Origin of the sequence: Brackiella oedipodis DSM 13743 (genome assembly GCF_000621025.1) — a bacterium.
In the GTDB taxonomy this organism is placed as follows: domain Bacteria; phylum Pseudomonadota; class Gammaproteobacteria; order Burkholderiales; family Burkholderiaceae_B; genus Oligella; species Oligella oedipodis.
The window spans coordinates 262444-286775 of record NZ_KK211205.1 but is presented as its reverse complement, the minus strand read 5'-3'; the positions used below and the strand labels follow the sequence as shown (position 1 = coordinate 286775).

The 24332-nt window shown below is 46.8% G+C and carries 23 protein-coding genes and 1 riboswitch; of the genes, 10 read left to right on the top strand and 13 right to left on the bottom strand.

What is annotated here, in order from left to right; genetic code table 11:
• The coding region (locus Q335_RS10265) for a hypothetical protein (RefSeq protein ID WP_038369387.1) at positions 1 to 224 on the bottom strand (224 nt) is incomplete at its 3' end.
• A 237-nt stretch (positions 225 to 461) separates the two neighbouring features.
• Here Q335_RS10265 and Q335_RS0104565 point away from each other — a divergent pair.
• Entirely contained in the window at positions 462 to 1754 is a 1293-nt protein-coding gene (locus Q335_RS0104565) for an MFS transporter (protein WP_028357628.1), read from the top strand.
• Positions 1755 to 1824: 70 nt separating this feature from the next.
• Here Q335_RS0104565 and metF read toward each other — a convergent pair whose 3' ends face one another.
• From metF to metK, 4 genes are all read right to left on the bottom strand, one after another.
• Positions 1825 to 2727, bottom strand: coding sequence for a methylenetetrahydrofolate reductase [NAD(P)H] (gene metF, locus Q335_RS0104560; RefSeq protein WP_084493544.1), 903 nt, complete (start codon positions 2725 to 2727; stop codon positions 1825 to 1827).
• Positions 2717 to 3070, bottom strand: coding sequence for a phage holin family protein (locus tag Q335_RS0104555; RefSeq protein WP_028357626.1), 354 nt, complete (start codon positions 3068 to 3070; stop codon positions 2717 to 2719). The genes metF and Q335_RS0104555 overlap by 11 nt, the downstream gene beginning before the upstream one ends.
• A 62-nt stretch (positions 3071 to 3132) precedes the next feature.
• Entirely contained in the window at positions 3133 to 4527 is a 1395-nt protein-coding gene (gene ahcY / locus Q335_RS0104550) for an adenosylhomocysteinase (RefSeq protein ID WP_028357625.1), read from the bottom strand.
• Between the two features lie 64 nt (positions 4528 to 4591).
• Positions 4592 to 4678, bottom strand: a riboswitch (S-adenosyl-L-homocysteine riboswitch).
• Positions 4679 to 4757: 79 nt separating this feature from the next.
• Positions 4758 to 5927, bottom strand: coding sequence for a methionine adenosyltransferase (metK, locus tag Q335_RS0104545; protein WP_028357624.1), 1170 nt, complete (start codon positions 5925 to 5927; stop codon positions 4758 to 4760).
• A 108-nt stretch (positions 5928 to 6035) separates the two neighbouring features.
• Between metK and Q335_RS0104540 the strand changes: the two genes are divergently transcribed.
• Genes Q335_RS0104540 through xerC form a run of 3 tightly spaced genes read left to right on the top strand, consistent with a single transcriptional unit; the run spans position 6036 to position 9644 of the window.
• On the top strand, positions 6036 to 6932 hold the full coding sequence (locus Q335_RS0104540; RefSeq protein WP_028357623.1) for a lysophospholipid acyltransferase family protein: 897 nt from the start codon (positions 6036 to 6038) through the stop codon (positions 6930 to 6932).
• A 1-nt stretch (position 6933) separates the two neighbouring features.
• Entirely contained in the window at positions 6934 to 8613 is a 1680-nt protein-coding gene (msrAB, locus tag Q335_RS09245; RefSeq protein ID WP_038369386.1) for a bifunctional peptide-methionine (S)-S-oxide reductase MsrA/peptide-methionine (R)-S-oxide reductase MsrB, read from the top strand.
• A 20-nt stretch (positions 8614 to 8633) separates the two neighbouring features.
• Positions 8634 to 9644, top strand: a complete 1011-nt coding sequence (xerC, locus tag Q335_RS0104530; protein WP_084493543.1) for a tyrosine recombinase XerC — start codon at positions 8634 to 8636, stop codon at positions 9642 to 9644.
• Between the two features lie 17 nt (positions 9645 to 9661).
• Here the strand turns inward: xerC and Q335_RS0104525 are convergent, their stop codons facing one another.
• From Q335_RS0104525 to Q335_RS0104515, 3 genes are all read right to left on the bottom strand, one after another.
• Entirely contained in the window at positions 9662 to 10537 is an 876-nt protein-coding gene (locus Q335_RS0104525) for a segregation and condensation protein A (protein WP_028357621.1), read from the bottom strand.
• Between the two features lie 100 nt (positions 10538 to 10637).
• On the bottom strand, positions 10638 to 10853 hold the full coding sequence (locus Q335_RS0104520; RefSeq protein ID WP_028357620.1) for a DUF3460 family protein: 216 nt from the start codon (positions 10851 to 10853) through the stop codon (positions 10638 to 10640).
• A gap of 146 nt (positions 10854 to 10999) precedes the next feature.
• Positions 11000 to 11356 carry a helix-turn-helix domain-containing protein gene (locus Q335_RS0104515; protein WP_028357619.1) on the bottom strand — a complete coding sequence of 119 codons (357 nt, stop codon included), beginning with the start codon at positions 11354 to 11356 and terminating at the stop codon, positions 11000 to 11002.
• Between the two features lie 323 nt (positions 11357 to 11679).
• On the opposite strand from Q335_RS0104515, the gene Q335_RS0104510 reads away from it, so the two are divergent.
• The 3 genes from Q335_RS0104510 to mutY are packed head-to-tail and all read left to right on the top strand — an operon-like array spanning position 11680 to position 14352.
• Positions 11680 to 12345: a cell division ATP-binding protein FtsE gene (locus tag Q335_RS0104510; RefSeq protein WP_028357618.1), complete on the top strand. Its 666-nt coding sequence runs from the start codon at positions 11680 to 11682 to the stop codon at positions 12343 to 12345.
• A gap of 18 nt (positions 12346 to 12363) precedes the next feature.
• Positions 12364 to 13281, top strand: a complete 918-nt coding sequence (locus Q335_RS0104505; protein ID WP_028357617.1) for a cell division protein FtsX — start codon at positions 12364 to 12366, stop codon at positions 13279 to 13281.
• A gap of 3 nt (positions 13282 to 13284) precedes the next feature.
• Positions 13285 to 14352 carry an A/G-specific adenine glycosylase gene (gene mutY, locus Q335_RS0104500; RefSeq protein WP_028357616.1) on the top strand — a complete coding sequence of 356 codons (1068 nt, stop codon included), beginning with the start codon at positions 13285 to 13287 and terminating at the stop codon, positions 14350 to 14352.
• Positions 14353 to 14365: 13 nt separating this feature from the next.
• On the opposite strand, the gene rodA is transcribed toward mutY, so the two are convergent.
• From rodA to Q335_RS0104475, 5 genes are read right to left on the bottom strand one after another with little or no spacing between them, the layout of a single operon-like run.
• Positions 14366 to 15571, bottom strand: coding sequence for a rod shape-determining protein RodA (rodA, locus tag Q335_RS09240; protein WP_084493568.1), 1206 nt, complete (start codon positions 15569 to 15571; stop codon positions 14366 to 14368).
• Positions 15571 to 17772: a penicillin-binding protein 2 gene (gene mrdA / locus Q335_RS09235; RefSeq protein WP_084493542.1), complete on the bottom strand. Its 2202-nt coding sequence runs from the start codon at positions 17770 to 17772 to the stop codon at positions 15571 to 15573. Before mrdA ends, rodA begins: the two co-directional genes overlap by 1 nt.
• A 14-nt stretch (positions 17773 to 17786) precedes the next feature.
• Positions 17787 to 18326 carry a rod shape-determining protein MreD gene (mreD, locus tag Q335_RS0104485; protein ID WP_028357615.1) on the bottom strand — a complete coding sequence of 180 codons (540 nt, stop codon included), beginning with the start codon at positions 18324 to 18326 and terminating at the stop codon, positions 17787 to 17789.
• 5 nt (positions 18327 to 18331) lie between these two features.
• Positions 18332 to 19297 (bottom strand): rod shape-determining protein MreC, encoded by a 966-nt coding sequence (gene mreC, locus Q335_RS09230; RefSeq protein ID WP_084493541.1) that lies wholly within the window; start codon positions 19295 to 19297, stop codon positions 18332 to 18334.
• Between the two features lie 46 nt (positions 19298 to 19343).
• Positions 19344 to 20387: a rod shape-determining protein gene (locus Q335_RS0104475; protein ID WP_028357614.1), complete on the bottom strand. Its 1044-nt coding sequence runs from the start codon at positions 20385 to 20387 to the stop codon at positions 19344 to 19346.
• 523 nt (positions 20388 to 20910) lie between these two features.
• On the opposite strand from Q335_RS0104475, the gene gatC reads away from it, so the two are divergent.
• The 3 genes from gatC (at position 20911) to gatB (ending at position 24266) form a co-directional block, all read left to right on the top strand.
• A complete protein-coding gene (gene gatC / locus Q335_RS0104470) occupies positions 20911 to 21219 on the top strand; it encodes an Asp-tRNA(Asn)/Glu-tRNA(Gln) amidotransferase subunit GatC (protein WP_028357613.1) in 309 nt (102 codons plus the stop codon).
• A 75-nt stretch (positions 21220 to 21294) separates the two neighbouring features.
• On the top strand, positions 21295 to 22815 hold the full coding sequence (gene gatA, locus Q335_RS0104465; protein WP_028357612.1) for an Asp-tRNA(Asn)/Glu-tRNA(Gln) amidotransferase subunit GatA: 1521 nt from the start codon (positions 21295 to 21297) through the stop codon (positions 22813 to 22815).
• Between the two features lie 2 nt (positions 22816 to 22817).
• Positions 22818 to 24266, top strand: coding sequence for an Asp-tRNA(Asn)/Glu-tRNA(Gln) amidotransferase subunit GatB (gene gatB / locus Q335_RS0104460; RefSeq protein WP_028357611.1), 1449 nt, complete (start codon positions 22818 to 22820; stop codon positions 24264 to 24266).
• The last annotated feature ends 66 nt before the right edge of the window (positions 24267 to 24332 follow it).

Sequence of the window (24332 nt, the reverse complement as noted above, 5' to 3'; positions counted from 1 at the left end):
AAATCTTGCCAACTTTGGATATTGTTCGCTTCGAGTTTTTCTCGGCTAAAGCGATCAACATTAGGTGTCAGGTTAATGGCTTTTTCCTCTGCGCTTTCGCGATAATTGGCCGTTCCATAAATTGGCGCCAGTGTCGGTACAGTTTCTGCGTAGGCATAGGCGCTCATGCCACTTAGGAGCAAGATCGCAGGTAGAGTTTTGAGTACAAAGGGAGACTTGTTCATGACAATAAGAAGTTTCAAAAGGTAACAAATAATAATGATATTAATTATTATTTTTATTATAAACAATGGCTTTTTACATACAAACCCTTAAAAAACCATTGAAAGTAGATTTTTATCAAACTCCCTACTCTGAGTAATGACCCCAAGCGACAGTCAAGCGGTCTTAATAACGGCTGCAATCAGCGTAAAATAAGAAACTTCTTAAGTTAACTTAGATTTGCCCTGCCCCTTACAAAAATGTCTTCACAATTATCTTCGGTCCCTACTGCTGCGTCCCCTAAGCAAAATGGCTTTATATTTTTTGTTATCGCCCGCTTGCTTTGTATGTTCGGCATGCAAATTCAGGCTGTGATCGTGGCTTGGCAGGTTTACGATTTGACTAATGAACCGATGTCCTTAGCCTATGTAGGCCTGGCACAATTTATCCCGATTGTCTTGTGCATTCCGATTGCAGGTGATGTAGCCGATCGTTTTAGTCGCAAGACCATTATTATGGTCAGCTTGACTTTAGCGGCCGTTTGTAGTCTTTTATTAATGTTCTTGTCCTATGAAGTACTGATTCACGCAGATCATCAAGCAGAGATTTCAGTACTGTGGTTTTATGTAGTGTTAGTGATTTTTGGAATCGCTCGCTCCTTCTTTACTCCTACTTTTAAGAGTATATTGCCGCAAATTGTTGAAAGAAGTGAGCTAGCCAGAGCAATTTCCAGCACCACAGCGGTAGTCAAAATCGCTACCATTGCGGGACCGGCATTAGGCGGGGTTTTATATACATTGGGTGGTAGCATTAGCTACTTAATTTGTTTTGTGGCCTTTGCCGCCTCAGTCTTGTGTTTTTGCAAGGTGCATGTTCAAGTCGCTTTGCAAAAAGTCGCGCAAGACACTCAGAATATTTGGTTACGTTTTAAAGAAGGTCTAGTTTTTATTAAAGATCACCCCATTGTCTTGGGCTGTATGAGCTTAGATTTATTTGCGGTACTGCTCGGAGGTGTCGTAGCTCTATTACCCATGTATGCCAAAGACATATTGCACACTGATGCCAGTGGTTTAGGTATTTTGCGCAGTGCCATGGCCGTCGGTGAGATAAGTATGGCCATTATCCTTAGTCGGCGGCCGCTAAACCATCATGTGGGTTTAATCATGTTTATCGCTGTCGCTGTGTTTGGCCTAGCCAATTTAGTCTTTGCCATCTCGACCCTATTTTGGCTCAGTGTCACGATGTTGGTAATTGCCGGTGCCGCGGATATGACCAGTGTTTATGTGCGCTCCAATCTTTTGCAATTCTCAACGCCCGATTATATTCGTGGTCGCGTCACGGCCGTGAATATGCTCTTTACCAGCACGTCAAATGAATTGGGTGAATTCCGTGCGGGTACGCAAGCCGCTTGGTTTGGGGTGGTGAATGCTGGTGTAGTGGGCGCCCTTAGCACCTTATTTATTGTGGGTTTCACCGCTATGAAATTTAGTTCTTTACTCAAAGTTCAACGCTTTGAAGACGCAGAAAATCACAATACGCCAACAACGTCTTAATAACTAATCTTAACCACTAAAAAAGGTAGTTAAGCACGCTTAACTACCTTTTAGGGTGATGCCGTCCTATTTATAAGGATTGCATATGACGCCATAAATCAATCACAGGCTCGCTATAATTTAGGGTATAAAAATGCACGGAAGGTACGCCCCCTTTCAGCAAACGCTCCAACATATTAGCAATGACTTCGTGACCAAACTCCCTGATAGCTTGTTTATCGTTAGCGAACGTTTGCAAGCGTAGACGAATCCAACGAGGAATCTCGGCACCACACATTTGCGAAAAATGAGCCAATTGCGTGTAGTTAGTAATGGGCATGATCCCTGGAATGACAGGGATATTGATGCCTTTTTGTTGTAAGCGGTTGATAAACTCAAAATAGGCATCAGCATTAAAGAAGTACTGAGTAATCGCATCCGAAGCCCCTGCTTGAACTTTTTGGATAAAGTAATCCAAATCATGCTGTGGGCTTTCTGCTTGTGGATGGGTCTCAGGGTAGGCCGCCACTGTAATCCTAAACCAATCCCCATAGTGCTTACGTATAAGGGCTACGAGATCACTTGCATAGCGTAAAGAGGTATCACTAAACCCCATACCAGAGGGTAAATCACCTCTTAGGGCGACAACCCGTTTGATGCCCTTAGCCTTATACCCATCGAGAATCTCTATGAGTTCCTCGGCTTCACTACCTATGCAGGAGATATGCGGCACTGCAGCACAACCCACAGAACGTACCAGGTCTACGGTACTGGCGGTACCCTCTCTGGTTGAGCCCCCAGCCCCATAAGTCACACTAATACAGAGGGGATCTAAGGCTTGTACCAGGGCCTGCGCGTTTGACTTCAGACGCTCTTTTGAGGCGGCATCCCGTGGAGGAAAGAACTCAAGACTTACAGGTATCTGTGTGGCGATACCTGTAAGCGCTTGCGTGCTTGGCGTCGAATCGTTAGTAAGATTGGAGTTATTTGTCATTAGCACGAATTAATAATGAAGACAAGAAGCCAGAGACAATGGAGTACACAATTGAACCAAATAAAGCCGTCCAGAAGCCACTGACATGGAAACCACCTAATAACTTGCCGACAAATAAGAACATGAGGGCATTAATGACAAATAAGAATAATCCTAAAGTCACAATCGTAATAGGCAGGGTGAGGATTTGTAAAATGGGTTTAATCAGCGTGTTGACCAAGCCTAAAACTACCGCGGCCAGTAAAGCAGCGCCGAATGAATCGACAGAAATACCTGGAAAGATATAACCAACGATGAGCAGGGCAACGGCGTTCAGAACCCAAGTGATGATGAGATTTAACATATTAAGACCTTGTTCCTTTTTGAGCGAATGACCGCACAGTCGCGGTCATCCTATTCAAATGATTAATAACGGTAATGATCGCTCTTGAATGGGCCCTCTACATTGACACCGATGTAATCAGCCTGTTCTTGGGTGAGCTTACTTAATTTGACACCAATTTTGGCTAAATGTAAACGAGCCACTTTTTCGTCAAGGATTTTTGGTAGTAAATACACTTGACCTTTTTGGTATTTGTCGCCATGGGCAAACAATTCGATTTGGCCTAGCGTTTGGTTAACAAACGATTGTGACATCACAAAAGATGGGTGGCCTGTGGCGCATCCTAAGTTAACCAAACGACCTTTGGCCAAGAGAATGATTTTTTTGCCATCTGGGAAAATCACATGGTCCACCTGAGGTTTGATCTCTTCCCATTCAAGGTCTTCGATACTTTCAACATCGATTTCATTGTCAAAGTGACCAATATTGCACACAATGGCTTCATTTTTCATGGCATCCATGTGTTGACGATTGATGACATGGTAATTACCTGTGCATGTCACAAAAATATCGCCCAAGGCCGCGGCCTCTTCCATGGTAACAACGCGGTAGCCTTCCATCGCTGCCTGTAACGCACAAATAGGATCAACCTCGGTGACCCATACTTGGGCGCGCAAGGCTTGTAGCGCTTGAGCGCATCCCTTACCAACGTCACCAAAACCGATCACCACAGCGATTTTGCCTGCCACCATCACATCGGTAGCACGTTTGATACCATCTACCAAAGACTCACGGCAACCGTAAAGATTATCGAATTTAGACTTCGTAACAGAATCATTGACATTAATCGCTGGGAATTGTAATTCGCCCGTTTTAGACATGGCATAGAGACGATGTACACCCGTGGTAGTTTCTTCGGTGACACCTTTGATTTGTGAAAGACGGCTAGAATACCAGGTCTTGTCTTCGGCGAGTTTGTTTTTGATGGCGGCAAACAACGCTCGCTCTTCGGCGCTTTTTGGATTATCAAGTACAGAAGGGTCTTTTTCAGCTTTGGCGCCCAAATGCAATAATAAAGTGGCATCGCCACCATCGTCTAAAATCATATTGGCTTGTTGATCACCTGGCCAAGAAAAAATCTCGTGGGTATATTGCCAGTATTCCTCGACAGATTCGCCTTTGACGGCGAACACAGGGACACCACTTTTGGCGATGGCGGCGGCCGCATGATCTTGGGTAGAGAAAATATTGCAAGAGCACCAACGTACCTCGGCACCCAAAGCTGTCAGGGTTTCGATCAATACGCCAGTTTGAATCGTCATGTGGATACTGCCGGCAATACGAGCGCCTTTGAGCGGTTTGGAATCGCCGTATTCTTCGCGCGTCGCCATAAGACCCGGCATTTCGACCTCAGCGATGGATAATTCGCGACGGCCCCACTCAGCTAAATTGATATCGGCAACTTTGTAATCAGACATGCAAACTCCTATCGGGTATTGATGAGTTTGCAAAAAAAGAAGCAACAGCAACTCATCAACCTATGATTGATGAGCGCAGTTGGATAATGAATATTGACTTAGTCTACCCTTAAGCCTGGCAGGTGATCCTGTTGCAGCGCTCCTTAAGGGATATGTGTCAAAAATTCTAACACAAAAGCCATTATGACATTCATAATGGCTTCGTAAAACTTGATTAAAATACTTGGGTTTTATTTGATGGCGTTTTTGAGTAATTCGACCTTATCCGTATGCTCCCAAGTAAATTCAGGCTCTGAACGACCAAAATGGCCATATGCCGCGCTCTTAGCGTATAAAGGTCGCATTAAATCAAGCATATCGATAATGCCACGCGGACGTAAATCGAAATGCTCGCGAACCAATTTGGCAATTTCTTCGTCTGGAATAACACCAGTATTTTCGGTATAGACCGTAATATTAATCGGTTCTGCCACGCCAATCGCATAGCTCACTTGGATTTGGCATTGTTTGGCTAAGCCTGCTGCCACGATATTTTTGGCCACATAACGTGCCGCATAAGCCGCCGAACGGTCCACTTTGGAAGGATCTTTGCCAGAAAACGCACCACCCCCGTGTGGGCAAGCACCACCGTAAGTATCAACAATGATCTTACGCCCCGTCAAACCGCAATCACCTTGGGGACCACCAATTACAAATTTACCAGTAGGGTTAATGAGGTATTTAGTATTTGGGGTGAGTAAACCTTCTGGGAAGCAAGGTTTAATAATTTCTTCTATGGCCGCTTCTTTGATGGTCGCTTGAGTGACATCTGGATGATGCTGTGTAGAGAGCACGACAGTGTCGACCTCTTGGGCGACGCCATTGACATAGCGGAAGGTTACTTGTGATTTGGCATCCGGACGCAACCAAGCGATGCGACCGTCCTTGCGGAGCTCGCTTTGGCGCTGCACAATACGATGCGCATACCAAATCGGTGCAGGCATGAATTCTGGGGTTTCGTCGCACGCATAACCGAACATTAAGCCTTGGTCGCCTGCGCCTTGGTTAAGCAGTTCCTCATGGCTGCGATCCACACCTTGGGCAATATCTGGAGATTGCTTATCATACGCGACCAAAACGGCGCAACTCTTGAAGTCGATGCCATAGTCACCATCATCATAGCCGATACGTTTGATGGTATCGCGGGCAATTTGAATATAATCTAAGTAAGCTGTAGTAGAAATCTCGCCCGCGAGCACCACTAATCCAGTATTACATAGTGTTTCGGCGGCAACCCTAGCATTCGGGTCCTCGGCTAAAATGGCATCTAGAACAGCATCAGAAATCTGATCGGCGACCTTATCTGGATGGCCTTCAGAAACTGATTCAGAGGTAAATAAAAACTCGTTATTTTGCGCCATGCTGCAGCGTCCTTAAGAAAAGTAAATAGGTAAAATCGTTATACTGCATTTTGTATAATACATCATTTGATTATATAACTCATAGCCTCCTAAGCAAAGACAACAGCGATGAAGAATGCACTTAAGCGCCGAATCCTCGAGGGGATTTTTAAGTTTATCGGCGGTTTATCCAGAGCCAATCGCGTGCGATTAGGGGCCGTCCTATACAAGGTCGGCGCCTTGTTCCTCAAAAAACGCACCCATATTGTGCGCACCAATCTAAAACTTTGCTTTCCGGATATTTCTGAGCATCAAAGAGAAATTTGGCTGCAACAACACCTTAGAGCCTTGGCGCAGTCCGTGGTCGATCGGGGCCTGATTTGGTATGGCAGCAAAGCGCAAATTTGCGAAGATATTGAGCTCAAGCACTTTGATCGCTTACAAGCCATCGCTGCCAAAAAACAGCCATTTTTAGTGTTGGGACCTCATTTTATTGGCTTAGATATTGCCGCTTCGCGCCTGACCATGCTGGTAGACGAAGCCGCGACCATTTACACACCACAGAGCGATCCGGTGTTTGACGATATTATTCGTCGCGGTCGTGCGCGTTTTAATACTGTGCATTTAATAAGTCGCAAAGATGGTGTGCGTGGCATGCTAAAGTATTTACGTCAAGGCTTACCTGTTTATTATTTACCTGATATGGACTTTGGCCGCCAAGGCTCAATTTTTGTACCGTTTTTTGGTGTGCCAGCAGCGACACTGCCTACCACTGCCGTACTCGCTGACAAATTCAAGGCGACCGTATTACCCGTCCTCACCCATTGGGATCCCAAAACGGGCAAGTATACTGTTGATATTCAAGAACCGCTAGAAAACTTCCCTGGTGATGATAGCACCGAAGCGGCGACGGCTCGCTTAAATCGTATTCTCGAAGAATGGATTAAGCGCGACCCTAGTCAGTATTATTGGGTGCATCGTCGTTTTAAGACGCGTCCCAACCGCGAAGATCCAAAATTCTACTGACATGCAAATATCTCATCGCGCCGTGCTCAAACAACGCCAACTTCCTAGATTCCGCTCACTTGGTCTCAGTCTCAGTGTGCTGGCAGTATTGCTGGGCTTACATAGTACTCGTGTACTTGCTGCGCCACAGAGTCAAGTCGCGCCGAACAGTGATTTACGGAGTGCGCTGGGGCAGCTCACAACTGTCACGGGACAAAGTGGTCAAAACTATCTGCGGGCCGATCGTCCCACCTTAGTTAAGTTCTGGGCCAGTTGGTGTCCTCTTTGCTTAGCCAGTCTACATGAAACCAGCGCATGGAGCAGAGACCAGGATTTTGCGGCTTTTAATATCGTCTCTGTCGCCGCCCCAGGGTACTTCAATGAGTTGCCCTTAGAGCAATTCAAACACTGGTTTGCTGGGGTCGATGAGGCGGACAAAAAAGGCCTAGTCGTCTTGCTCAATGAGGGCGGTCAACTCACCCGTCGCTTGGGTATTGCGGCCTATCCTTCTTGGGCCCTTCTTGATCGGCAAGGCCGCTTACAACGTATCGTTAAAGGTCAACTCAGTAAGGAGCAAGCTCTAGGTTTGCTGACGAACAAAGATTATTCCCTTAAACCCGCACCCAAAAGTTTTTACAAAAAATCGAGTGCATCACAACAGGATTCTGCAACGCTTATGAACACCAAAACCATTTATCTCGCTGGAGGTTGCTTCTGGGGCGTAGAAGCGTACTTTGAGCGTATTCCAGGCGTGGTTGACGCGGTTTCTGGTTATGCTAATGGCAAAAGTCGCCATCCTAGTTACGAAGATGTGGTCTATCGCAACACCGGTCATGCCGAGACTGTCGCCGTCACCTATGATCCAAAACAGATTAATCTGGCGCAGCTGCTCACCCATTACTTTAGGCTGATTAACCCCACCAGCTTGAATCAACAAGGCAATGATCGCGGCACGCAATACCGTACGGGGATTTATTATACTGATACCGCCGACAAAGCGGTTATTAGCCGCGCCTTGGCCGATTTGCAACATCATTATAAAGCTCCGATTGTCGTCGAAAATCAACCGCTAGCGGCCTTTGATAAAGCCGAAGATTATCACCAAGATTATCTTGCCAAAAATCCCAATGGCTATTGTCATATTGATTTACGCCAGGCGGATCAACCCTTGAGTCAGGAGGAATTAAAACAAGTGCAACATATTCAAGACGCCACCCAGACTGATGCCTCCGCACCAAAAAGCCCAGAGCTCACACCGCAGCGCTTTAAAGTGCCGAGTCCCGAAGAACTCAAAAAAACCTTAAGCCCCTTGGCCTATGATGTTACCCAAAACAATGCGACAGAACGCGCCTTTACTAGCGAGTTAGATCATGTTTTTGAGCCTGGTATCTATGTTGATGTGGTCAGCGGCGAACCATTATTCAGTTCCACAGATAAATTTGATTCGGGTTGTGGTTGGCCGTCTTTTACTAAGCCCATTAAAGCCGATTTAATCACCGAGCATAGCGATCATTCTTACAACATGATTCGCACTGAGGTGCGCAGTCACACGGCTAATTCACACTTGGGGCATGTCTTTAATGATGGTCCCAAAGACAAGGGAGGTTTGCGCTATTGCATCAATGGGGCCGCGCTTAAATTCATTCCCAAAGACAAAATGCAAGAAGCTGGTTACGGCGACTATTTGCAGTATGTTAAGTAGTCCTTAAGCATCCACTAGACATGGCCAACAGCCCTCAAGTCTCGCCTCGAACAGCATCTGACACGTTGCCCCTCTCAGGACAAAAGCAGCAGTATCTGCAGCAATGGTTGACGTGGTTAGCCACCGAAAAACGCTATTCGCCCCATACCTTGGCCGCTTATCGGCGCGACCTCATGCATTTACACGAGTTCTACCCCGAACAGGATTGGCAACAGTTACAGCACGACCATATTCGCAGCGCCAGTGCGCGTTTACACGGACGTGACTATAGTGCCACTTCCCTGGCACGTATTGTCTCGTCTTGGCGCTCTTTTTATAAGTGGTTAATTGCCAATCACGGTCTGCAGCATAATCCTGTCCAACACTTGCGCACGCCCAAAAAGCCTGCGGCCTTGCCTAAGGCCCTAGCTGTGGATAAAACTCAGGCATTTTTAGATCAAATGACGCAATTAGCTGGTCATGATGCTCGAGCCATAGAGGACGTGGCTATGTTTGAATTGCTGTATGGTTGTGGTCTGCGTTTGTCTGAATTAATTCAGTTAGACACGCATTACAGCAAAACCAATCAGTATGAATCACAAGGTTGGATCGATTTATCCACTCAGGAAGTTAGGGTGGTCGGTAAGGGCCAAAAAACCCGCATCTTGCCACTGGGTCGTAAAGCGGCCAGTGCCCTTCAAACGTGGTTAAGCAAGCGCGCCGAATTTTTGCATCCACACGCCACTGAAAGTGACCAAATGGCGCTTTTTTTGGGGGCGCGTGGCCATCGCATTAATGCCCGCAGTGTGCAATTACGTCTAAAAGCAGCGGCTCTAAAGACTGGCGCTGATGCGCCCTTGCACCCGCATATGTTACGCCACAGTTTTGCTAGTCATTTGTTGCAGTCTTCGCAAGATTTGCGAGCGGTCCAAGAGTTATTAGGCCATGCTAATATTTCTACCACGCAGATCTATACACGCTTGGATTTTCAGCATCTGGCCAAGGTATACGATCAGGCGCATCCGCGGGCCCACCGCAAAAAATCCAAATAATCACAATGCCGCAAGCTTTATTCTAAATTTTGATTGCTCTGGTAGGCCAAACAGACATAAATAGGCGCATAGGGTTCAGCTTGGGTAATTTCGAGCAAGGATTCGCGGCTTAATTCCAAAATGGCTAAAAAATGCACAACGATAACATCTACAGTAGCACCCTCATCTAAATGCTCCGAAAACAGTGCCGTAAAGTCCATATAACGTTCTGAACTTAAACGCCGCAAAATCTGTGTCATATGGTCACGCACAGATAGTTGCTCTCGGCTGATATGATGTTTGGCATTCAGACTGGCACGTTGCAATATCGCTTGCCAAGCCCGTCGCAAATCGTCAGCATTGACCTCTGGCAATAGGGTTTCGGTGCTGATATCCATCTCGCCATGCGACATAAAAAAGTCTCGTCCTAGTTGCGGTAATTCATCGAGATGTCGCGCTGCCAATTTGATTTGCTCGTATTCGAGTAAGCGACGTACTAATTCGGCCCTCGGATCCTCAACTTCTTCTCCGGTGTCCGCCTTGGTCACTGGCAACAGCATACGAGATTTGATTTCGATGAGCATAGCCGCCATTAAAAGATACTCGGCAGCCAGCTCTAAATTGTGGTGTCTAATCTGCTCGACATAGCTTAAATACTGGTGCGTGACCTGCGCCATCGGAATATCTAAGACATTAAAATTTTGTTTACGAATCAGATAGAGGAGTAAGTCCAACGGCCCTTCAAAGGCTTCCAGAAAAACCTCGAGCGCATCAGGCGGGATATACAAATCCTGAGGCACAGTAAACAATGGCTCGCCATATAAGCGAGCCATAGCAATATTATCTACGGTATTGGGCGTACTGTCTTGACTAGGCTCAGTCAGCGCCCGCAGATCCTGATCTTGATTTGACATAAAAGACAACGTCTAACCTCAAAGTACCGGCACGTATATGAGCCGACAAATTTATGATTGATGATCTGAGGCTCGGTGCTTGTGTACTTGGAGGGGAAACTCAGGATTTATGCTCGTTTTCGTAATTAAGATAAACGTAGGGGCGTTGCGCTACGCGGGACTCTTTGAATTGGTCGAGTTTTTCGGAGTCTAAATAGACATTCCAAAGACGATTGAAACCTTTGACCTGACGTTCATGCGTACCAGGATGATCTTTTTTGTATTGTTTGAGAAATTGAGTGGTTTCGGACTCATAAAAAGGAATACGTTTAGGCATGATAATTTCCGAATGAAATTGCAAGCTGGAGGCCCCAGCCAATCGCTAGTAAGCATCACAGCAAAGTCATGATACGGCTGTATAAATGCTTTAGGTAATCGTTTAATTTTAGCAAATTTCCACGCTTTCTAGTCACAAAGCGTCGACTAATCACCACGACGGAGTCTGAATTTAATGATTTCTTTGAGAATACCAATGACTTCAGTGCGCTCGGCCTCGCTATCAAGCAAAGAGAGCAAATTGGCCACTTGGCGGGTTTGATCCTGTAAGCGCAAACTCGCATTGGTTAATAGGTCGGCGACTTCACAGTTAAATAATTCGGCGATTTCAAAAAGACGTCGCAATGAAGGATCCGTTTGACCTCGTTCTAGACGCGAAACGGCATCATTACCCAGACCTAGTTTTTCGGCGACTTCTGCTTGCGTCAAGCCAGAAGATTGCCGATAACTGGCAATCGTTTGACCTAAATCTTCCAAAGAGTAATTCAGCTTTTCGCTTGTCATCTACAGAGTCATCTCCTTTTGGGTAGATGATAAGTAAAGCCAATAGTGACTAACAGAGCTTGTAATCACGAATCTAATGGTAGTAAGTCTAATTCCTTATTTTCAATTTTTTTATGTTTAAAAAAAATTAAATATTATTTTTAATGTGCTTTTTTATGATTTAAATTACTGATAGTCTCAGACATCAATGGTTACCGACAGCAGCCTTTTGCTCTTATGATCCATCATAGTGTTCGATGGCAAAGCAATGTTAGAATAGAATTTTTTAGAGTTGCGGATGCTTTATGCTCAGTACACCGACAGCACATACAACCAATAACAACATGATTGAATTTCAGCACGTCTTTAAGTCTTATGGCCAAAGTGCCAATGTCTTAGTCGATCTGAACTTTACGATTCAGAACAAGGAATTTGTGTTTATTTCAGGGCCATCAGGTGCGGGCAAATCTACCTTACTCAAGCTTATTGCAGGTCTCGAAAAGCCTAGTCGCGGTCGCATCGCCATTAAGGATCAACGCTTGGATACGATGAGTCCTCGCGAACGGCCTTTTTTTAGGCGCAAAGTAGGTGTTATTTTGCAAGATACGCATTTACTGTATGATCGCAATGCCCTAGAAAACGTCCTACTGCCCTTAGCCGCTATTGGCTGTAGTGCCGATGAGGCGGTCAAACGCGCCCAGGCGGCCCTCTCCAAAGTCAGTTTATTTAACAAACAAAAACTCAATCCAATCGCGCTTTCAGGGGGTGAGCAGCAACGTTTGGCGATTGCCCGCGCTATTGTCAATCGCCCCGCCATCCTGATTGCTGATGAGCCCACAGCCAATTTGGATGATGACAGCGCGCAGCGCATCTTAGAGGTTTTTAGGGACTTTAATAGAGTCGGTGTCACCACGCTCATAGCCTCACATGATCGCAAACTCTTACACTATCATTCCAATCGCACCTTATTGGTGGAACCCGGCAAATTTACAGACTTGGGCAAACACTAATTAGTCATAGGACATTTCATGAAAAGCTGGCTGCAACAACATCTTTATGCCTTTCGCGTTGCTATGCGACGTCTCACGCTGACGCCTTTCTCTTCGCTGACCAATATTATTGTGATTGCCTTTGTGTTAGCCTTGCCATTGCTGGTGAGTGCTGTGATTGTATCTACAGTACCGTTTACACAACAAGTCTCGGTCAATCCAGCGATTTCGCTTTTTATGAAAGACGCCACCAGTTTGCAAGAAACACAGGCACTGGCGGAGAAATTACAACAAAAATATCCCGAACAAATCGTCAGCGCTCAAGTAGTCGACAAACAAGAGGCCCTGGACGACCTCAAAAAATCCCCGTCTTGGGCTGAAGCCATCGACACACTCCAAAAAAATCCCCTTCCACACGCTATTATTCTGACCCTGGCCCTGAAACCAGACGGCACCATCGATGCCCCCATGATTCAAGCGCTCGTGAGTGAAATCACGCCCCTAGAGCCCGTGGATACGGTGCAATATGATAGTGAGTGGCTACAACAACTCAACACCTTGCTACGCTTTGGCATAGTGATCTTGGGCTTATTGGCCACAGGTGTGGCCATTGTTGTCATCGGTACCGTCTTCAATACTGTGCGCATGCAAGCGCTAGTGCAACGTGACGAGATTGCTGTGGCGCGCTTGGTAGGTGCCACCGAGAGTTTTGTACGGCGTCCCTTCTTATATATGGGCGCCCTAACCGGCTTGGCGGCGGGTATTTTAGCGATTATTCTCAGCGCCATCGCCCTGGCTTTTACCAATTATGTGATTACCGATATTTCGCAGCAGTTCAATACAGATTTTTCGATCCATCTACCGCAATTTTATTGGCTCGGTTTTGCGATTGTCATCACTATTATTCTGGCAGCGATTGCGGCTCGTTGGTCAGTCACTAAGTACTCAAGCTTCTAGGGCATGACCGATTTTGTTGACACCCTCTGTGCCTGGCAGGTACAGCATGGCCGCCAGCATTTGCCCTGGCAACAACAGCGTACGCCCTACCGTGTTTGGTTATCTGAGATCATGTTGCAACAAACTCAGGTAGCCACCGTAATTGACTATTTTCAGCGCTTTATAGACCGTTTCCCGACCGTGCAGACCTTGGCTCAAGCCCCCCAAGAAGAAGTGATGTTGTATTGGGCTGGATTGGGTTATTACGCCCGCGCGCGCAACTTGCACAAAGCAGCGCAAATGGTTACTCAAGAACATGACGGTCAGTTCCCCATGCAAGCCGAAGCGCTCATGAACCTACCTGGTATCGGCCGTTCCACGGCTCATGCCATTCTGGCCTTTTGTGATGGACAACGGTTGCCCATTATGGATGGCAATGTGAAGCGTGTATTTTGTCGTTATTTTGGTGTTAATGGCTACCCAGGCAAAAGCGCGGTCGAAAAACAACTTTGGCAATTAGCTTTTACAACGCTGGCACAAAATCCACATGCGGACATGGCCATATATACCCAAGCATTAATGGATTTTGGCTCCATGGTCTGTAAGCGATCGCGTCCTCACTGCCACTCCTGTCCACTCAGTAAAGACTGTTATGCTTACAAGCACCAAGCTCAAGGGCATTTGCCTGAACCTAAACCGCGTCAGACCTTACCGCAAAAACATGTTTATATGTTAATACTACGGGGTGCTGACACTGTGCTGTTGCAAAAAAGAGCGGCACAGGGCATTTGGGGCGGTCTTTTTTCTCTACCAGAATTCCAAAGTCTGCAAAGCCTGCAGGATTTTGTTGAAGAACAAGGATTAGACCCTAATGACTTACAAAGTGTGGCAAGTTTTGAGCATGTGTTTAGCCACTATAAACTACGTATTTCGCCGTACGTGCTCACTAACTCTCAGACCTCTCTACGTGAACCTACGGCCGCTGTCAATCTGCACAACATCAAGCTCAGCGAGCTGGCACACACGGCATTACCCGCCCCGATCAAGACCTTGCTGCAATCATTGTTATGCAATGATGCACTTATTTCTTAGTACTCAATAACGCTTAATGTCTTAAACGCCTCTTATAACGAGCGGCGGGTCCAGGCCCCGTCGCCCCAATAATATGCTCATCATCTTTTTTGTGGGGCTTGTAGTTAGCAATACTCATCAGCATGCCGCTGGCAATGCCGAGCGTAATTAACGCCGTGCCGCCATAGCTCATAAATGGTAGTGGTACCCCAACAATAGGTAAAATCCCCATGACCATGCCCATATTGACAAACACATAGGCAAAAAACATGATCGTGAGAGCGCCTGCCAAAAGCCGTCCGTACAGCGTCTTGGCCTTTAGCGCAATAAAAAAGCCGCGACCAATCAGCAAGGTGTAGAGTAACAATAAGACGATGGCACCATATAAACCCAGTTCTTCAGCATAAACCGCAAAAATAAAGTCCGTGGTGCTTTCGGGAATAAAATTCAGATGCGATTGCGTGCCCATCATATACCCCTTGCCATAAATGCCGCCTGAACCAATGGCAATCATCCCCTGGATAGTATGAAAGCCCTTACCCAGCGGATCCGTGCTCGGATCCAATAAGGTGCATACTCGGTGTTTTTGATAGTCATGCAAAATCACCCAATCAAAATCTGGAGCACACAAAGTTGTTTGATAGGAAATAATTAAGACTAAAAATACCACTAAGGCAATAAAGGCCGGGGTTAATAATTTAAATGACATGCCTGCAAAATAAAGCACCCCAAAACCACTAAATATCACCAATAACGCCGTGCCCAAATCGGGCTGCTTCATAATCAAGAGTGCAGGAATGCCCAATAAAGCCCCCGCCACAATAAAGTCTAGGGTTCTTAATTCTTTGCGCCGTTTATCGAAATACCAGGCCAACATCATAGGCACCACGAGTTTCATAAACTCTGAAGGCTGAATCGATAAGCTGCCCGTCCCTAACCAACGCGTAGCGCCCTTATTGGTAATGCCGACTAATAGCACGGCGACTAACATCAAAATACCAATGCCATAGAGATAGGTAACCAACTTCATCATCTTCGGTACCGGAATCATGGCCACCACCCACATCACAGCAAACGCCAGTACGAAGTTTTGTAATTGCCGTGCAAAGCGCCCTTCAACACCGCCCACGGCAGAATGCATAATCATCATGCCCATGCCGAAAAAACATAGCAAGATTAAAAGCAAAGGAAAATCAAAGGCACGAAAGGCTTTGATGATGAGATTCATGATTTTTACCATCATGGCCAGGTCTCTTCCTTAGAGTTATTACTTTTTTCTTTGACAGCACGAAATAAGCCATAAAACCAATGCATGATACCCGTTTCGCCCTCTTGTTTTTGCATACGTGTCGACTTCAGTGGGTCATTTTCGGTATGTGCTGGCACTTGTGGCTGCGTATTATTTTTAGGGTCATCCAAAATCTCTGGCAAGGGTTCATTTAATTTAGAGTCAGCCTCTGCTATCCCCGGCACATCGATCGCGTCAATATCGGGTAGTGCTTGATCGGATTGCTCCTGCTCGGATTCAGGCAAATCTACAAACAAATTATTGGGACTACCATCCGTCTCAGTGTCATTGTTGTTATTTTTGTTGACGAGCCAATAATCAAATAAGGTCCGCGCCACAGGCGCGGCAACCGTCGCCCCCCAACCACCATTTTCTACAATCAAGGCAATCGCTATTTTGGGGTTTTCAGCAGGAGCATAGCCAATATATAAGGCGTGATCATGCAAGCGCTTATTCAGTGATGCGGCATTATAGCGTGCGCCTTTGAGGCTAAAAACCTGTGCCGTACCGGTCTTACCGGCAGAATGATATTGAGCGCCCGCAAAAGCGCGACGACTCGTACCGCGCACCGTCACTTCGGCCAAGGCTTTTTTGACAATATTGATAGAAGCATCATCGATATCGACCTTGTATTCGGGCTTCTTAACAACTTTTTCATCTTTATTGAGCACCGAATTTACAAGTGAATTGACTAAATGCGGACGGGTATAAATACCGTCATTAGCCAAGGTTGCAATGCCCTGTGCTAGCTGCATAATCGTAAAGGCATTGTAGCCCTGCCCTACAGCGACCGAAATCGTTTCGCCTTTAAACCATGTCTGTTGTTTCGGGTTTTTGAAGGCATGACGCTTCCAGTCAGTAGAGGGTAAGACGCCCACCTGCTCATGATTGAGATCGATACCCGTTTTTTTGCCAAAACCAAACTGCGTCGCAAAATCATGCAATCGATCAACCCCAATCAAGGGACCTAAGCCAAAAAAATACGTATCAGAAGAAACGACCAGGGCCTTGTGCATATTGGTCGGTCCGTACACAGCATGTCCTGCATTGCGGAATTTTTGACCACCATATTCGAAATAGCCTGGGTCTGGCACGCGTGCATTTGGATCGCGCACCTTGTATTTAAGGGCGGCCAGCGCGACGAAAGGTTTATAAACCGAGCCAACTGGGAAAGCCCCTGAAATCGGTCGATCCAATAGAGGATGGTCTGGCGAATCAGCTAAGCGACGCCAATTTTCGACATCAATGCCATCGACAAACAGATTGGGGTCATAGGAGGGTGCCGAGACATAGGCGAGGACTTGACCGTTACGGGGGTCAATGGCCACCAACGCACCTCGTTGCGGATTTTTGGGATTGTTATAGATGGCCTCGGCTTTGCGTTGCAGACCGAGATCAATCGACAAATGCAGATCGTCTCCAGGAATGGGGTCAATCCGTTTGAGAACCCGCACAGGTCGACCAGAGGCGGCGATTTCTACCTCTTCCCAGCCTGTTTGACCATGTAATTGCTTTTCATAACTCAGCTCCAGGCCTTTTTTACCAATGGTATCGGTGCCTCGATAATTGCCCTCTTCACCGTTTTTTTCGAGGTTTTCTTGGTCTTTAGCAGAAATCCTCCCAACATAACCGACTAAATGGGCAGCGGTTTCTTGTTGTGGATATTCTCGCACCCAACGCGCGCGCAAATTAACCCCCGGAAACTCAAACGATCTGGCCGCAAAAAAAGCCGCCTCTTCGTCGGTCAAATTGCTGCGTAGCGTCACTGAGGCGAAGCGTGTAGTGGCATTCATGCGCCGTCTAAAGCGCTTAATATCCCAGTCTGACAAGGGCATAATGGTTTTGAGTTTGTCGATAGTACCATCAATATCCTCTACCTGCCCCGGTGTGATTTCCAAAATATAATCACGATAACTACGAGCGAGTATCTCACCATTTCGATCGTAAATATTGCCTCGTTTGGGCACAATAGGCACGAGCGAGATGCGATTGTGGTCAGAACGTTCGGATAAGCCCTGAAAACGCTCAACCTGCAAGACATAAAGTCGATAAATTAAAATACCAAAACAACTCAAGATAATAATACTGGCCACGACAATACGAAAGCCAAAATTAACGCGCTCTTGAAGGTTGCTTTTATTGAAATTAAACATAAAGCAAATAGCTGCTAGACCACAGCTTTATTGTCATTGCGAGACTGCCAAGGCAGCTTCAGAACTAAATGCACCGCCAACCATAATAAGCAATTGAGCACCGCCGCACTGATCCAAAACCAACCAATCCATTGGCCAGCATGCCATGACAAGAGCATGATTTCGGGAATCTGAGCCAACAAAAACACCGGCAACATATAAATCATTTGCGCCGTCACATTAAAATTCATCATCCGTCCACGCATTTTGAGGACACAATAAATCGTAAGGACATAGGTCAGACTGCTCGTTCCCAACAAAGTGGTGTCTTGAACATCGAGCAAAAAGCCAAATACAAAAGCAGCTACTAAGCCTACGCCACGACCATTGTGGGCCGCCCAAAAGGCCAAAACCACCAATAAAATATCCGGGGTAAAGGCGGTGCGCCATGGCAAGAGTGAAGCCATCCACGCCACAATAATACTAATCCATACATAGATAGGGCGTGCACTAAAAATATATTCTGTACTGCGCAAAGGCTGTAAAGAATTAAGTTGCTTGCGGTGTTGAGCCATCTTTACTACCCTTTTGCAGTGCTGCTATTGTGATGGTTGGCTGGCATAGGCTGATCCTGTGTGGGTTCAGCCTCACTCGGTGGGATAGCCGAATTACTGTCAGATTCTTGCGGTGGGTCTGGATCAGGACTCATATCAGGCCCAGTGAGTAAGACTAAAAAATGACGATAGCGGTCGGGATGTGCAGTGGGTTTGGCAATCGCACTGACAAAACCTTGTGAGGAGTTGTTTTCAACACTGGTGACTTCGCCAATCGATAAGCCCGCTGGATAATACCCACCAATACCGCTGGTCACTAATTTGTCGCCTGGTTTAATATCGACATCCATTGATAAGTAACGCACTTCAAGCCGATTCACTTGATCAGTCCCAAAGACAATAACGCGCAGGCCAGTACGCTGTACTAGCGCTGGAATCGATACCTTCTCGTTGGTAATTAATAGAGCCTCGCTGGTTTTATTATTGACGCGCCGGATTTGACCGACAATACCGCCCTCATCAATGACTGGCATCCCCGGCTTAATACCATTATCCTCACCTTTAGTGAAGATAATGGATTGATTCAGCGGATGCGGAGGTACATAGAGGATTTCTACGGCTTGCGATGGGATATCGACTGAATTTTTGACATTGAGAAGGCGACGCAACTGATTGTTCTCGGCCTCTAGTTGCGAGGCCTTCATGACCAAGCTTGCGCTTTCGATATTGTCTTGTTGTTTGTGACTATGTTGCTTGCGTGCCAGCTCGACGGCTTCGAACCATTCGTTGACATCCATAACAAAATTGCGCGGCCATAGCACCACCGTCTGGACAGGATAGGTTGCTGCAGAGACGGCTCGACGAACCGGATTAAGAACGTTCCAGTTCGAGTCAATAAATATGAATGCCAAGCACAGTAACGTCAGAAAAAAAAGCTTAACTTCTACCGCAATACCGCGCCTGAATAGATGAGGTGATCTTTCTGACTGCATGGCTAAATAATAACAGGGTCAGCATGCTGAACCCTGTGTTTGCTATTTAATCATGGATAAAGACGGGACCGAGCTTATCGAGATGCTCGAGCGCTTCGCCGCAGCCTTTGACCACGCATTGCAATGGGTCATCCGCGACATTGACAGGCAAGCCAGTTTCCTCTTGGAGCAAGCGATCAAGATCACGCAACATGGCACCACCGCCCGTCAACGCAATCCCATTTTCGGCAATATCGGAGCTGAGCTCAGGCGGTGTGTTTTCGAGAGCGTTTTTGACCGCTAAAACGATTTGATTTAACGGCTCTGAAAGCGACTCTAGCACTTCCTTAGAGCTAATGGTGACGGGGCGTGGTACGCCCTCCGACATATTGCGACCTTTGACCTCGATTTCGTGGATTTCGGTACCCGGGAACGCGGAACCGATTTGTTTTTTGATGAGCTCGGCTGTCGGTTCACCAATCAACATCCCATGATTGCGACGGATGTAATTCACAATGGCTTCATCGAATTTATCGCCACCGACACGAACTGAGCCTTTGTAGACCATACCACCCAAAGAGATCACGGCCACTTCTGTGGTACCGCCACCAATATCGACGACCATAGAGCCATCGGCATTAGAGACGTTAAGACCCGCACCGATAGCCGCTGCCATAGGTTCCTCGATGAGATAGACCTCTGAAGCGCCAGCGCCCAATGCGGCTTCGCGGATAGCGCGACGCTCTACCTGAGTAGAGCCGCAAGGTACACACACGATAATCCGTGGGCTCGGTGAAAACAAACCACGAGGATTAACCATGCGAATGAACTGCTTAATCATTTGTTCGGTCACGGTAAAGTCCGCAATTACGCCGTCTTTCATGGGGCGGATGGCTTCAATATTACCTGGTACACGACCTAGCATTTGTTTGGCGGCTTGACCGACCGCTTGAATAATTTTGCGACCATGAGGGCCGCCCTCATGACGAATCGCTACGACTGATGGCTCATCGAGGACAATACCTTTACCACGAACGTAGATTAGAGTGTTTGCCGTACCCAAATCGATTGCCATGTCAGAGGAGAAATAACTTCTTAGAAAACCAAACATTTTATTTTCTTCTTTGGATGGGAGTACAAAAAAACGGTAGTGCAGTTTTAGTCAATACGGTCACTGCACGCCCATGGAATGTATATACGTTAGGCTTATGTGACACTAAAGTTTATAGCATGTCATACAAGACCTGTGAGGATTTAGAACACAATGAGTAGTAAAACCAGCAAAAAGCCTATGTAATCGCCGCCAATCACATCAAATAACACAAAAAGCACACATGTATGGCTATTTTGGCAAACTCTTAAAGCGCTTGCTAATCCAAGTATGAATCCAATTGTGCAATTGTGGTGCCACTTATGAATGTGCTCTTGACTGGACATGTCAATCGCTCTTTAATTCATACTTTTAAATTCATACTGAATCTAACTTCAGTGCAAACTCTTCTTACATAAGCTAAGTTAGATAACTTATAATGATAACGTATTCTATTCATTAAACGGTGATTTTAAAGGCAATATTCTAATTGTTTTTTGTGACAAAAAATACCGTTTTAACATTTAATTACTACCGAAATTTTATGTCTTTAACCACCCAAGAAGTGCAGCATATCGCTCGCTTATCTCGGCTCGATCTGAATGCCGACGAGCAAGCCCAAAGTCGGGATGAGCTCAATCGTCTATTAGCCTTGATTGATGAACTACAAGCCGTCGATACTCGTGGCATCGAGCCCTTAGCACACCCGCTCTCTGTACTCGAACAGGTGCAATTACGCTTACGCGAAGATGATGTCACTGCCGAGTCTGGTGAACAAGTGCGTGACCAACTCATGCGCAATGCACCCGCCAGTAGCCAAGGGCTGTTTTTAGTTCCCAAAGTGGTCGAATAAGCTCCACCAGATTTTTTCCTTTTTTGACTTCGAAGCGTCGCTACTTTTCGTGGTCATTTTTTTGCACAAACTGATATGTCTGTTGATTTTAAATTAGCCTCTCTAGACGATCTTCGTCAGGCGCTCGATCACAAACAGGTGAGCGCTACCGAACTCGCACAAACCGCGTTGCAAGAGGCACAGCGCCTGCAAGATTACAATATTTTCTTAGATATCAACGAATCCGCCACCTTAGCTCAAGCCCAAGCGGCCGACGAGCTCATTAGCAAAGGGCAACAAGGTCGGCTGACGGGGATTCCGATTGCTCACAAAGATGTCTTTGTGACTCAACAATGGCGCACGACAGCTGCCAGCAAGATGCTCGAAACCTACCAAAGCCCATTTGATGCCAGCGTCGTAGAAAGCCTCAAACAAGCGGGCATGGTTACTATTGGTAAGGTTAATTGCGATGAATTTGCCATGGGCTCCGGTAACCAAAACTCCGCTTTCGGAGCTTGCCGCAACCCTTGGGACAAAGACGCCGTGCCTGGTGGTTCCTCTGGCGGTTCTGCAGCCGCCGTGGCTGCGCATATTGTGCCGTTTAGTACCGGTACCGATACTGGCGGCTCCGTGCGTCAGCCTGCTTCCATGTGTGGTATTAGTGGCATTAAGCCCACCTACGGTACGGTCTCACGCTTTGGCATGATCGCTTACGGTTCGAGTTTGGATCAGGCCGGCATTATGGGACGTCGAGCCGCCGATCTCAGTGATATTTTGGATGTCATGAGCCATTTCGACGAGCGCGACTCTACTAGTTTGCAACGCTGCGGTGCGGTCGCTAACCAAAGCGGTCGGGTGCGCCAAGCGTTTGAACACGCCCAGCAACAAATGCAAGCCCAGGGTGACAAGCCCCTCAAAGGTTTACGGATAGGTGTGCCCAAAGAATGGTTTAACCCTGGTCTAAGTGCTGAAGTGGCGACGGCTATTGAGCAAGCGATTAGTCAATTTCAAGCACTGGGTGCCGAGCGGGTCGATATTTCTCTACCGAAAAACCATCTTGCCATACCCGCCTACTATGTGATTGCACCTGCCGAAGCCTCCAGCAATCTTGCACGTTATGATGGAGTGCGCTATGGCCATCGCAGTCAACACTACAAAACCCTTGAAGAAATGACGGCTCGCTCACGTCACGAAGCTTTTGGCCCGGAAGTACAACGTCGCATTATGATTGGCGCTTATGTTCTGTCCCAAGGTTACTACGATGCGTATTACTTACAAGCGCAACGCGTGCGCCGCATGATTGCCGAGGAATTTAAACAGACTTTCACACAGCATTGTGATGTCATTATGGGACCTGTAGCACCCGAAGTCGCGCCAAATATCGGTGCGAATCAGCAAGACATCACCCATGATTGGTTGGCAGATATCTACACGCTCAGCTTGAACTTAGCCGGTTTACCGGGGATGTCTATTCCTTGCGGCTTTGGTGGCCCCCAACAAAAACGCCCGATAGGTTTACAAATCATTGGTAATTACTTTACCGAAGGTCAGTTACTCGCCATCGCCGACCGTTTCCAACAACACAGTGACTGGCATTTACGTTCAGCGGAAGTATAAGTATGAATTGGGAAATCGTAATAGGTCTGGAAACTCACGTCCAGCTTGCAACAAAATCAAAAATATTTTCTGGTAGTAGTACCGCGTTTGGTGCGGCCCCCAACACGCAAGCCAATCTTGTCGATATGGCCTTGCCAGGCAGCCTACCGGTCATGAATCGTGATGCCGTCGAAAAAGCCATTCGTTTTGGCCTCGCCATTGGCGCCACGGTAGCCCCATGGTCGGTATTCGCTCGTAAGCATTACTTCTACCCAGATCTCCCTAAAAACTATCAAATCAGTCAATACGAATTACCAGTGGTACAAGGCGGGAAACTGAGCTTTTTGGTGGGTGAGGACGTCAAAACCCTTAATTTAACCCGTGCTCATCTCGAAGAGGATGCAGGTAAATCTTTACACGATGATTACTTCGGCCCAAACGGTGAACCTGCAACTGGTATCGACCTTAACCGCACTGGCACGCCTCTTCTAGAAATTGTCACCGAACCGGAATTACGCTCGGCCGCTGAAGCCGTTGCATACGCGCGCGCCCTTCACAGCTTAGTGGTGTGGTTAGGTATTTGTGACGGTAACTTGCAAGAAGGCTCCTTCCGTTGTGACGCTAACGTCTCTGTTCGTCCTAAAGGTCAGAAAGAATTTGGTACCCGCACCGAAATCAAAAACGTTAACTCCTTCCGTTTTCTGGAGCGTGCGATTTTGTTTGAAGCCCAACGCCAGATTGAAGTGCTAGAAGATGGCGGTGTCATCGTTCAAGAAACCCGCTTGTATGATGATGTAAATGACGAAACTCGCAGTATGCGCACCAAAGAGGACGCGCATGATTATCGTTATTTCCCGGATCCAGACCTGCCTCCATTGCATATTTCTGACGAGTGGCGTCAACGCGTGCAGGCTGATATGCCAGAATTGCCTGAGCAACGGCGTCAGCGTTACATCGATGAATTAGGATTATCTGCTTATGATGCGGCGCAACTGACGACGCGGCGTGATTTTTCGGACTACTTTGAAGCTACGCTAGCGCAACTTAAACCCGAACAGGCGAAGATTGTTGCCAATTGGATGATGGGCGATGTCAGTGCTACTTTGCATCAACAAGAATTGGAGTTCTCTCAGATCCCTGTGACACCGACGCAATTAGCCGGTTTGATCACGCGAATCACCGACAACACCATTTCCAACAAAATCGCACGCCAAGTATTCCAAGGTATTTGGGAAGGCCAAGGCGATGCCGATGAGATTATTGCCAGCCAAGGACTCAAACAAATCAACGATAGCGGTGCCATCGAGGCCTTACTCGATCAGGTCATCGCTAACAACGCCGATATTGTAGAGCAATATCGTGCTGGCAAACAAAAAGCCTTTAATTCATTGGTCGGTAAGGTCATGAAAGAAACCAAAGGCAAAGCCAATCCTGCTCAGGTCAACGAGTTACTTAAACAAAAATTGTCCTAAGCTCTTTTTAAAGGTCAAACCCATGGGTTTGGCCTTTATTTTGTCCGCTAACCTTGATTGATTATC

What these genes read in the sequence shown, in the direction of transcription:
- Q335_RS0104565 (WP_028357628.1), top strand. Translation starts at nt 462, where the DNA reads ATGTCTTCACAATTATCTTCGGTCCCTACTGCTGCGTCCCCTAAGCAA.
- metF (WP_084493544.1), bottom strand. Translation starts at nt 2,727, where the DNA reads ATGACAAATAACTCCAATCTTACTAACGATTCGACGCCAAGCACGCAA.
- Q335_RS0104555 (WP_028357626.1), bottom strand. Translation starts at nt 3,070, where the DNA reads ATGTTAAATCTCATCATCACTTGGGTTCTGAACGCCGTTGCCCTGCTC.
- ahcY (WP_028357625.1), bottom strand. Translation starts at nt 4,527, where the DNA reads ATGTCTGATTACAAAGTTGCCGATATCAATTTAGCTGAGTGGGGCCGT.
- metK (WP_028357624.1), bottom strand. Translation starts at nt 5,927, where the DNA reads ATGGCGCAAAATAACGAGTTTTTATTTACCTCTGAATCAGTTTCTGAA.
- Q335_RS0104540 (WP_028357623.1), top strand. Translation starts at nt 6,036, where the DNA reads ATGAAGAATGCACTTAAGCGCCGAATCCTCGAGGGGATTTTTAAGTTT.
- msrAB (WP_038369386.1), top strand. Translation starts at nt 6,934, where the DNA reads ATGCAAATATCTCATCGCGCCGTGCTCAAACAACGCCAACTTCCTAGA.
- xerC (WP_084493543.1), top strand. Translation starts at nt 8,634, where the DNA reads ATGGCCAACAGCCCTCAAGTCTCGCCTCGAACAGCATCTGACACGTTG.
- Q335_RS0104525 (WP_028357621.1), bottom strand. Translation starts at nt 10,537, where the DNA reads ATGTCAAATCAAGATCAGGATCTGCGGGCGCTGACTGAGCCTAGTCAA.
- Q335_RS0104520 (WP_028357620.1), bottom strand. Translation starts at nt 10,853, where the DNA reads ATGCCTAAACGTATTCCTTTTTATGAGTCCGAAACCACTCAATTTCTC.
- Q335_RS0104515 (WP_028357619.1), bottom strand. Translation starts at nt 11,356, where the DNA reads ATGACAAGCGAAAAGCTGAATTACTCTTTGGAAGATTTAGGTCAAACG.
- Q335_RS0104510 (WP_028357618.1), top strand. Translation starts at nt 11,680, where the DNA reads ATGATTGAATTTCAGCACGTCTTTAAGTCTTATGGCCAAAGTGCCAAT.
- Q335_RS0104505 (WP_028357617.1), top strand. Translation starts at nt 12,364, where the DNA reads ATGAAAAGCTGGCTGCAACAACATCTTTATGCCTTTCGCGTTGCTATG.
- mutY (WP_028357616.1), top strand. Translation starts at nt 13,285, where the DNA reads ATGACCGATTTTGTTGACACCCTCTGTGCCTGGCAGGTACAGCATGGC.
- rodA (WP_084493568.1), bottom strand. Translation starts at nt 15,571, where the DNA reads ATGGTAAAAATCATGAATCTCATCATCAAAGCCTTTCGTGCCTTTGAT.
- mrdA (WP_084493542.1), bottom strand. Translation starts at nt 17,772, where the DNA reads ATGTTTAATTTCAATAAAAGCAACCTTCAAGAGCGCGTTAATTTTGGC.
- mreD (WP_028357615.1), bottom strand. Translation starts at nt 18,326, where the DNA reads ATGGCTCAACACCGCAAGCAACTTAATTCTTTACAGCCTTTGCGCAGT.
- mreC (WP_084493541.1), bottom strand. Translation starts at nt 19,297, where the DNA reads ATGCAGTCAGAAAGATCACCTCATCTATTCAGGCGCGGTATTGCGGTA.
- Q335_RS0104475 (WP_028357614.1), bottom strand. Translation starts at nt 20,387, where the DNA reads ATGTTTGGTTTTCTAAGAAGTTATTTCTCCTCTGACATGGCAATCGAT.
- gatC (WP_028357613.1), top strand. Translation starts at nt 20,911, where the DNA reads ATGTCTTTAACCACCCAAGAAGTGCAGCATATCGCTCGCTTATCTCGG.
- gatA (WP_028357612.1), top strand. Translation starts at nt 21,295, where the DNA reads ATGTCTGTTGATTTTAAATTAGCCTCTCTAGACGATCTTCGTCAGGCG.
- gatB (WP_028357611.1), top strand. Translation starts at nt 22,818, where the DNA reads ATGAATTGGGAAATCGTAATAGGTCTGGAAACTCACGTCCAGCTTGCA.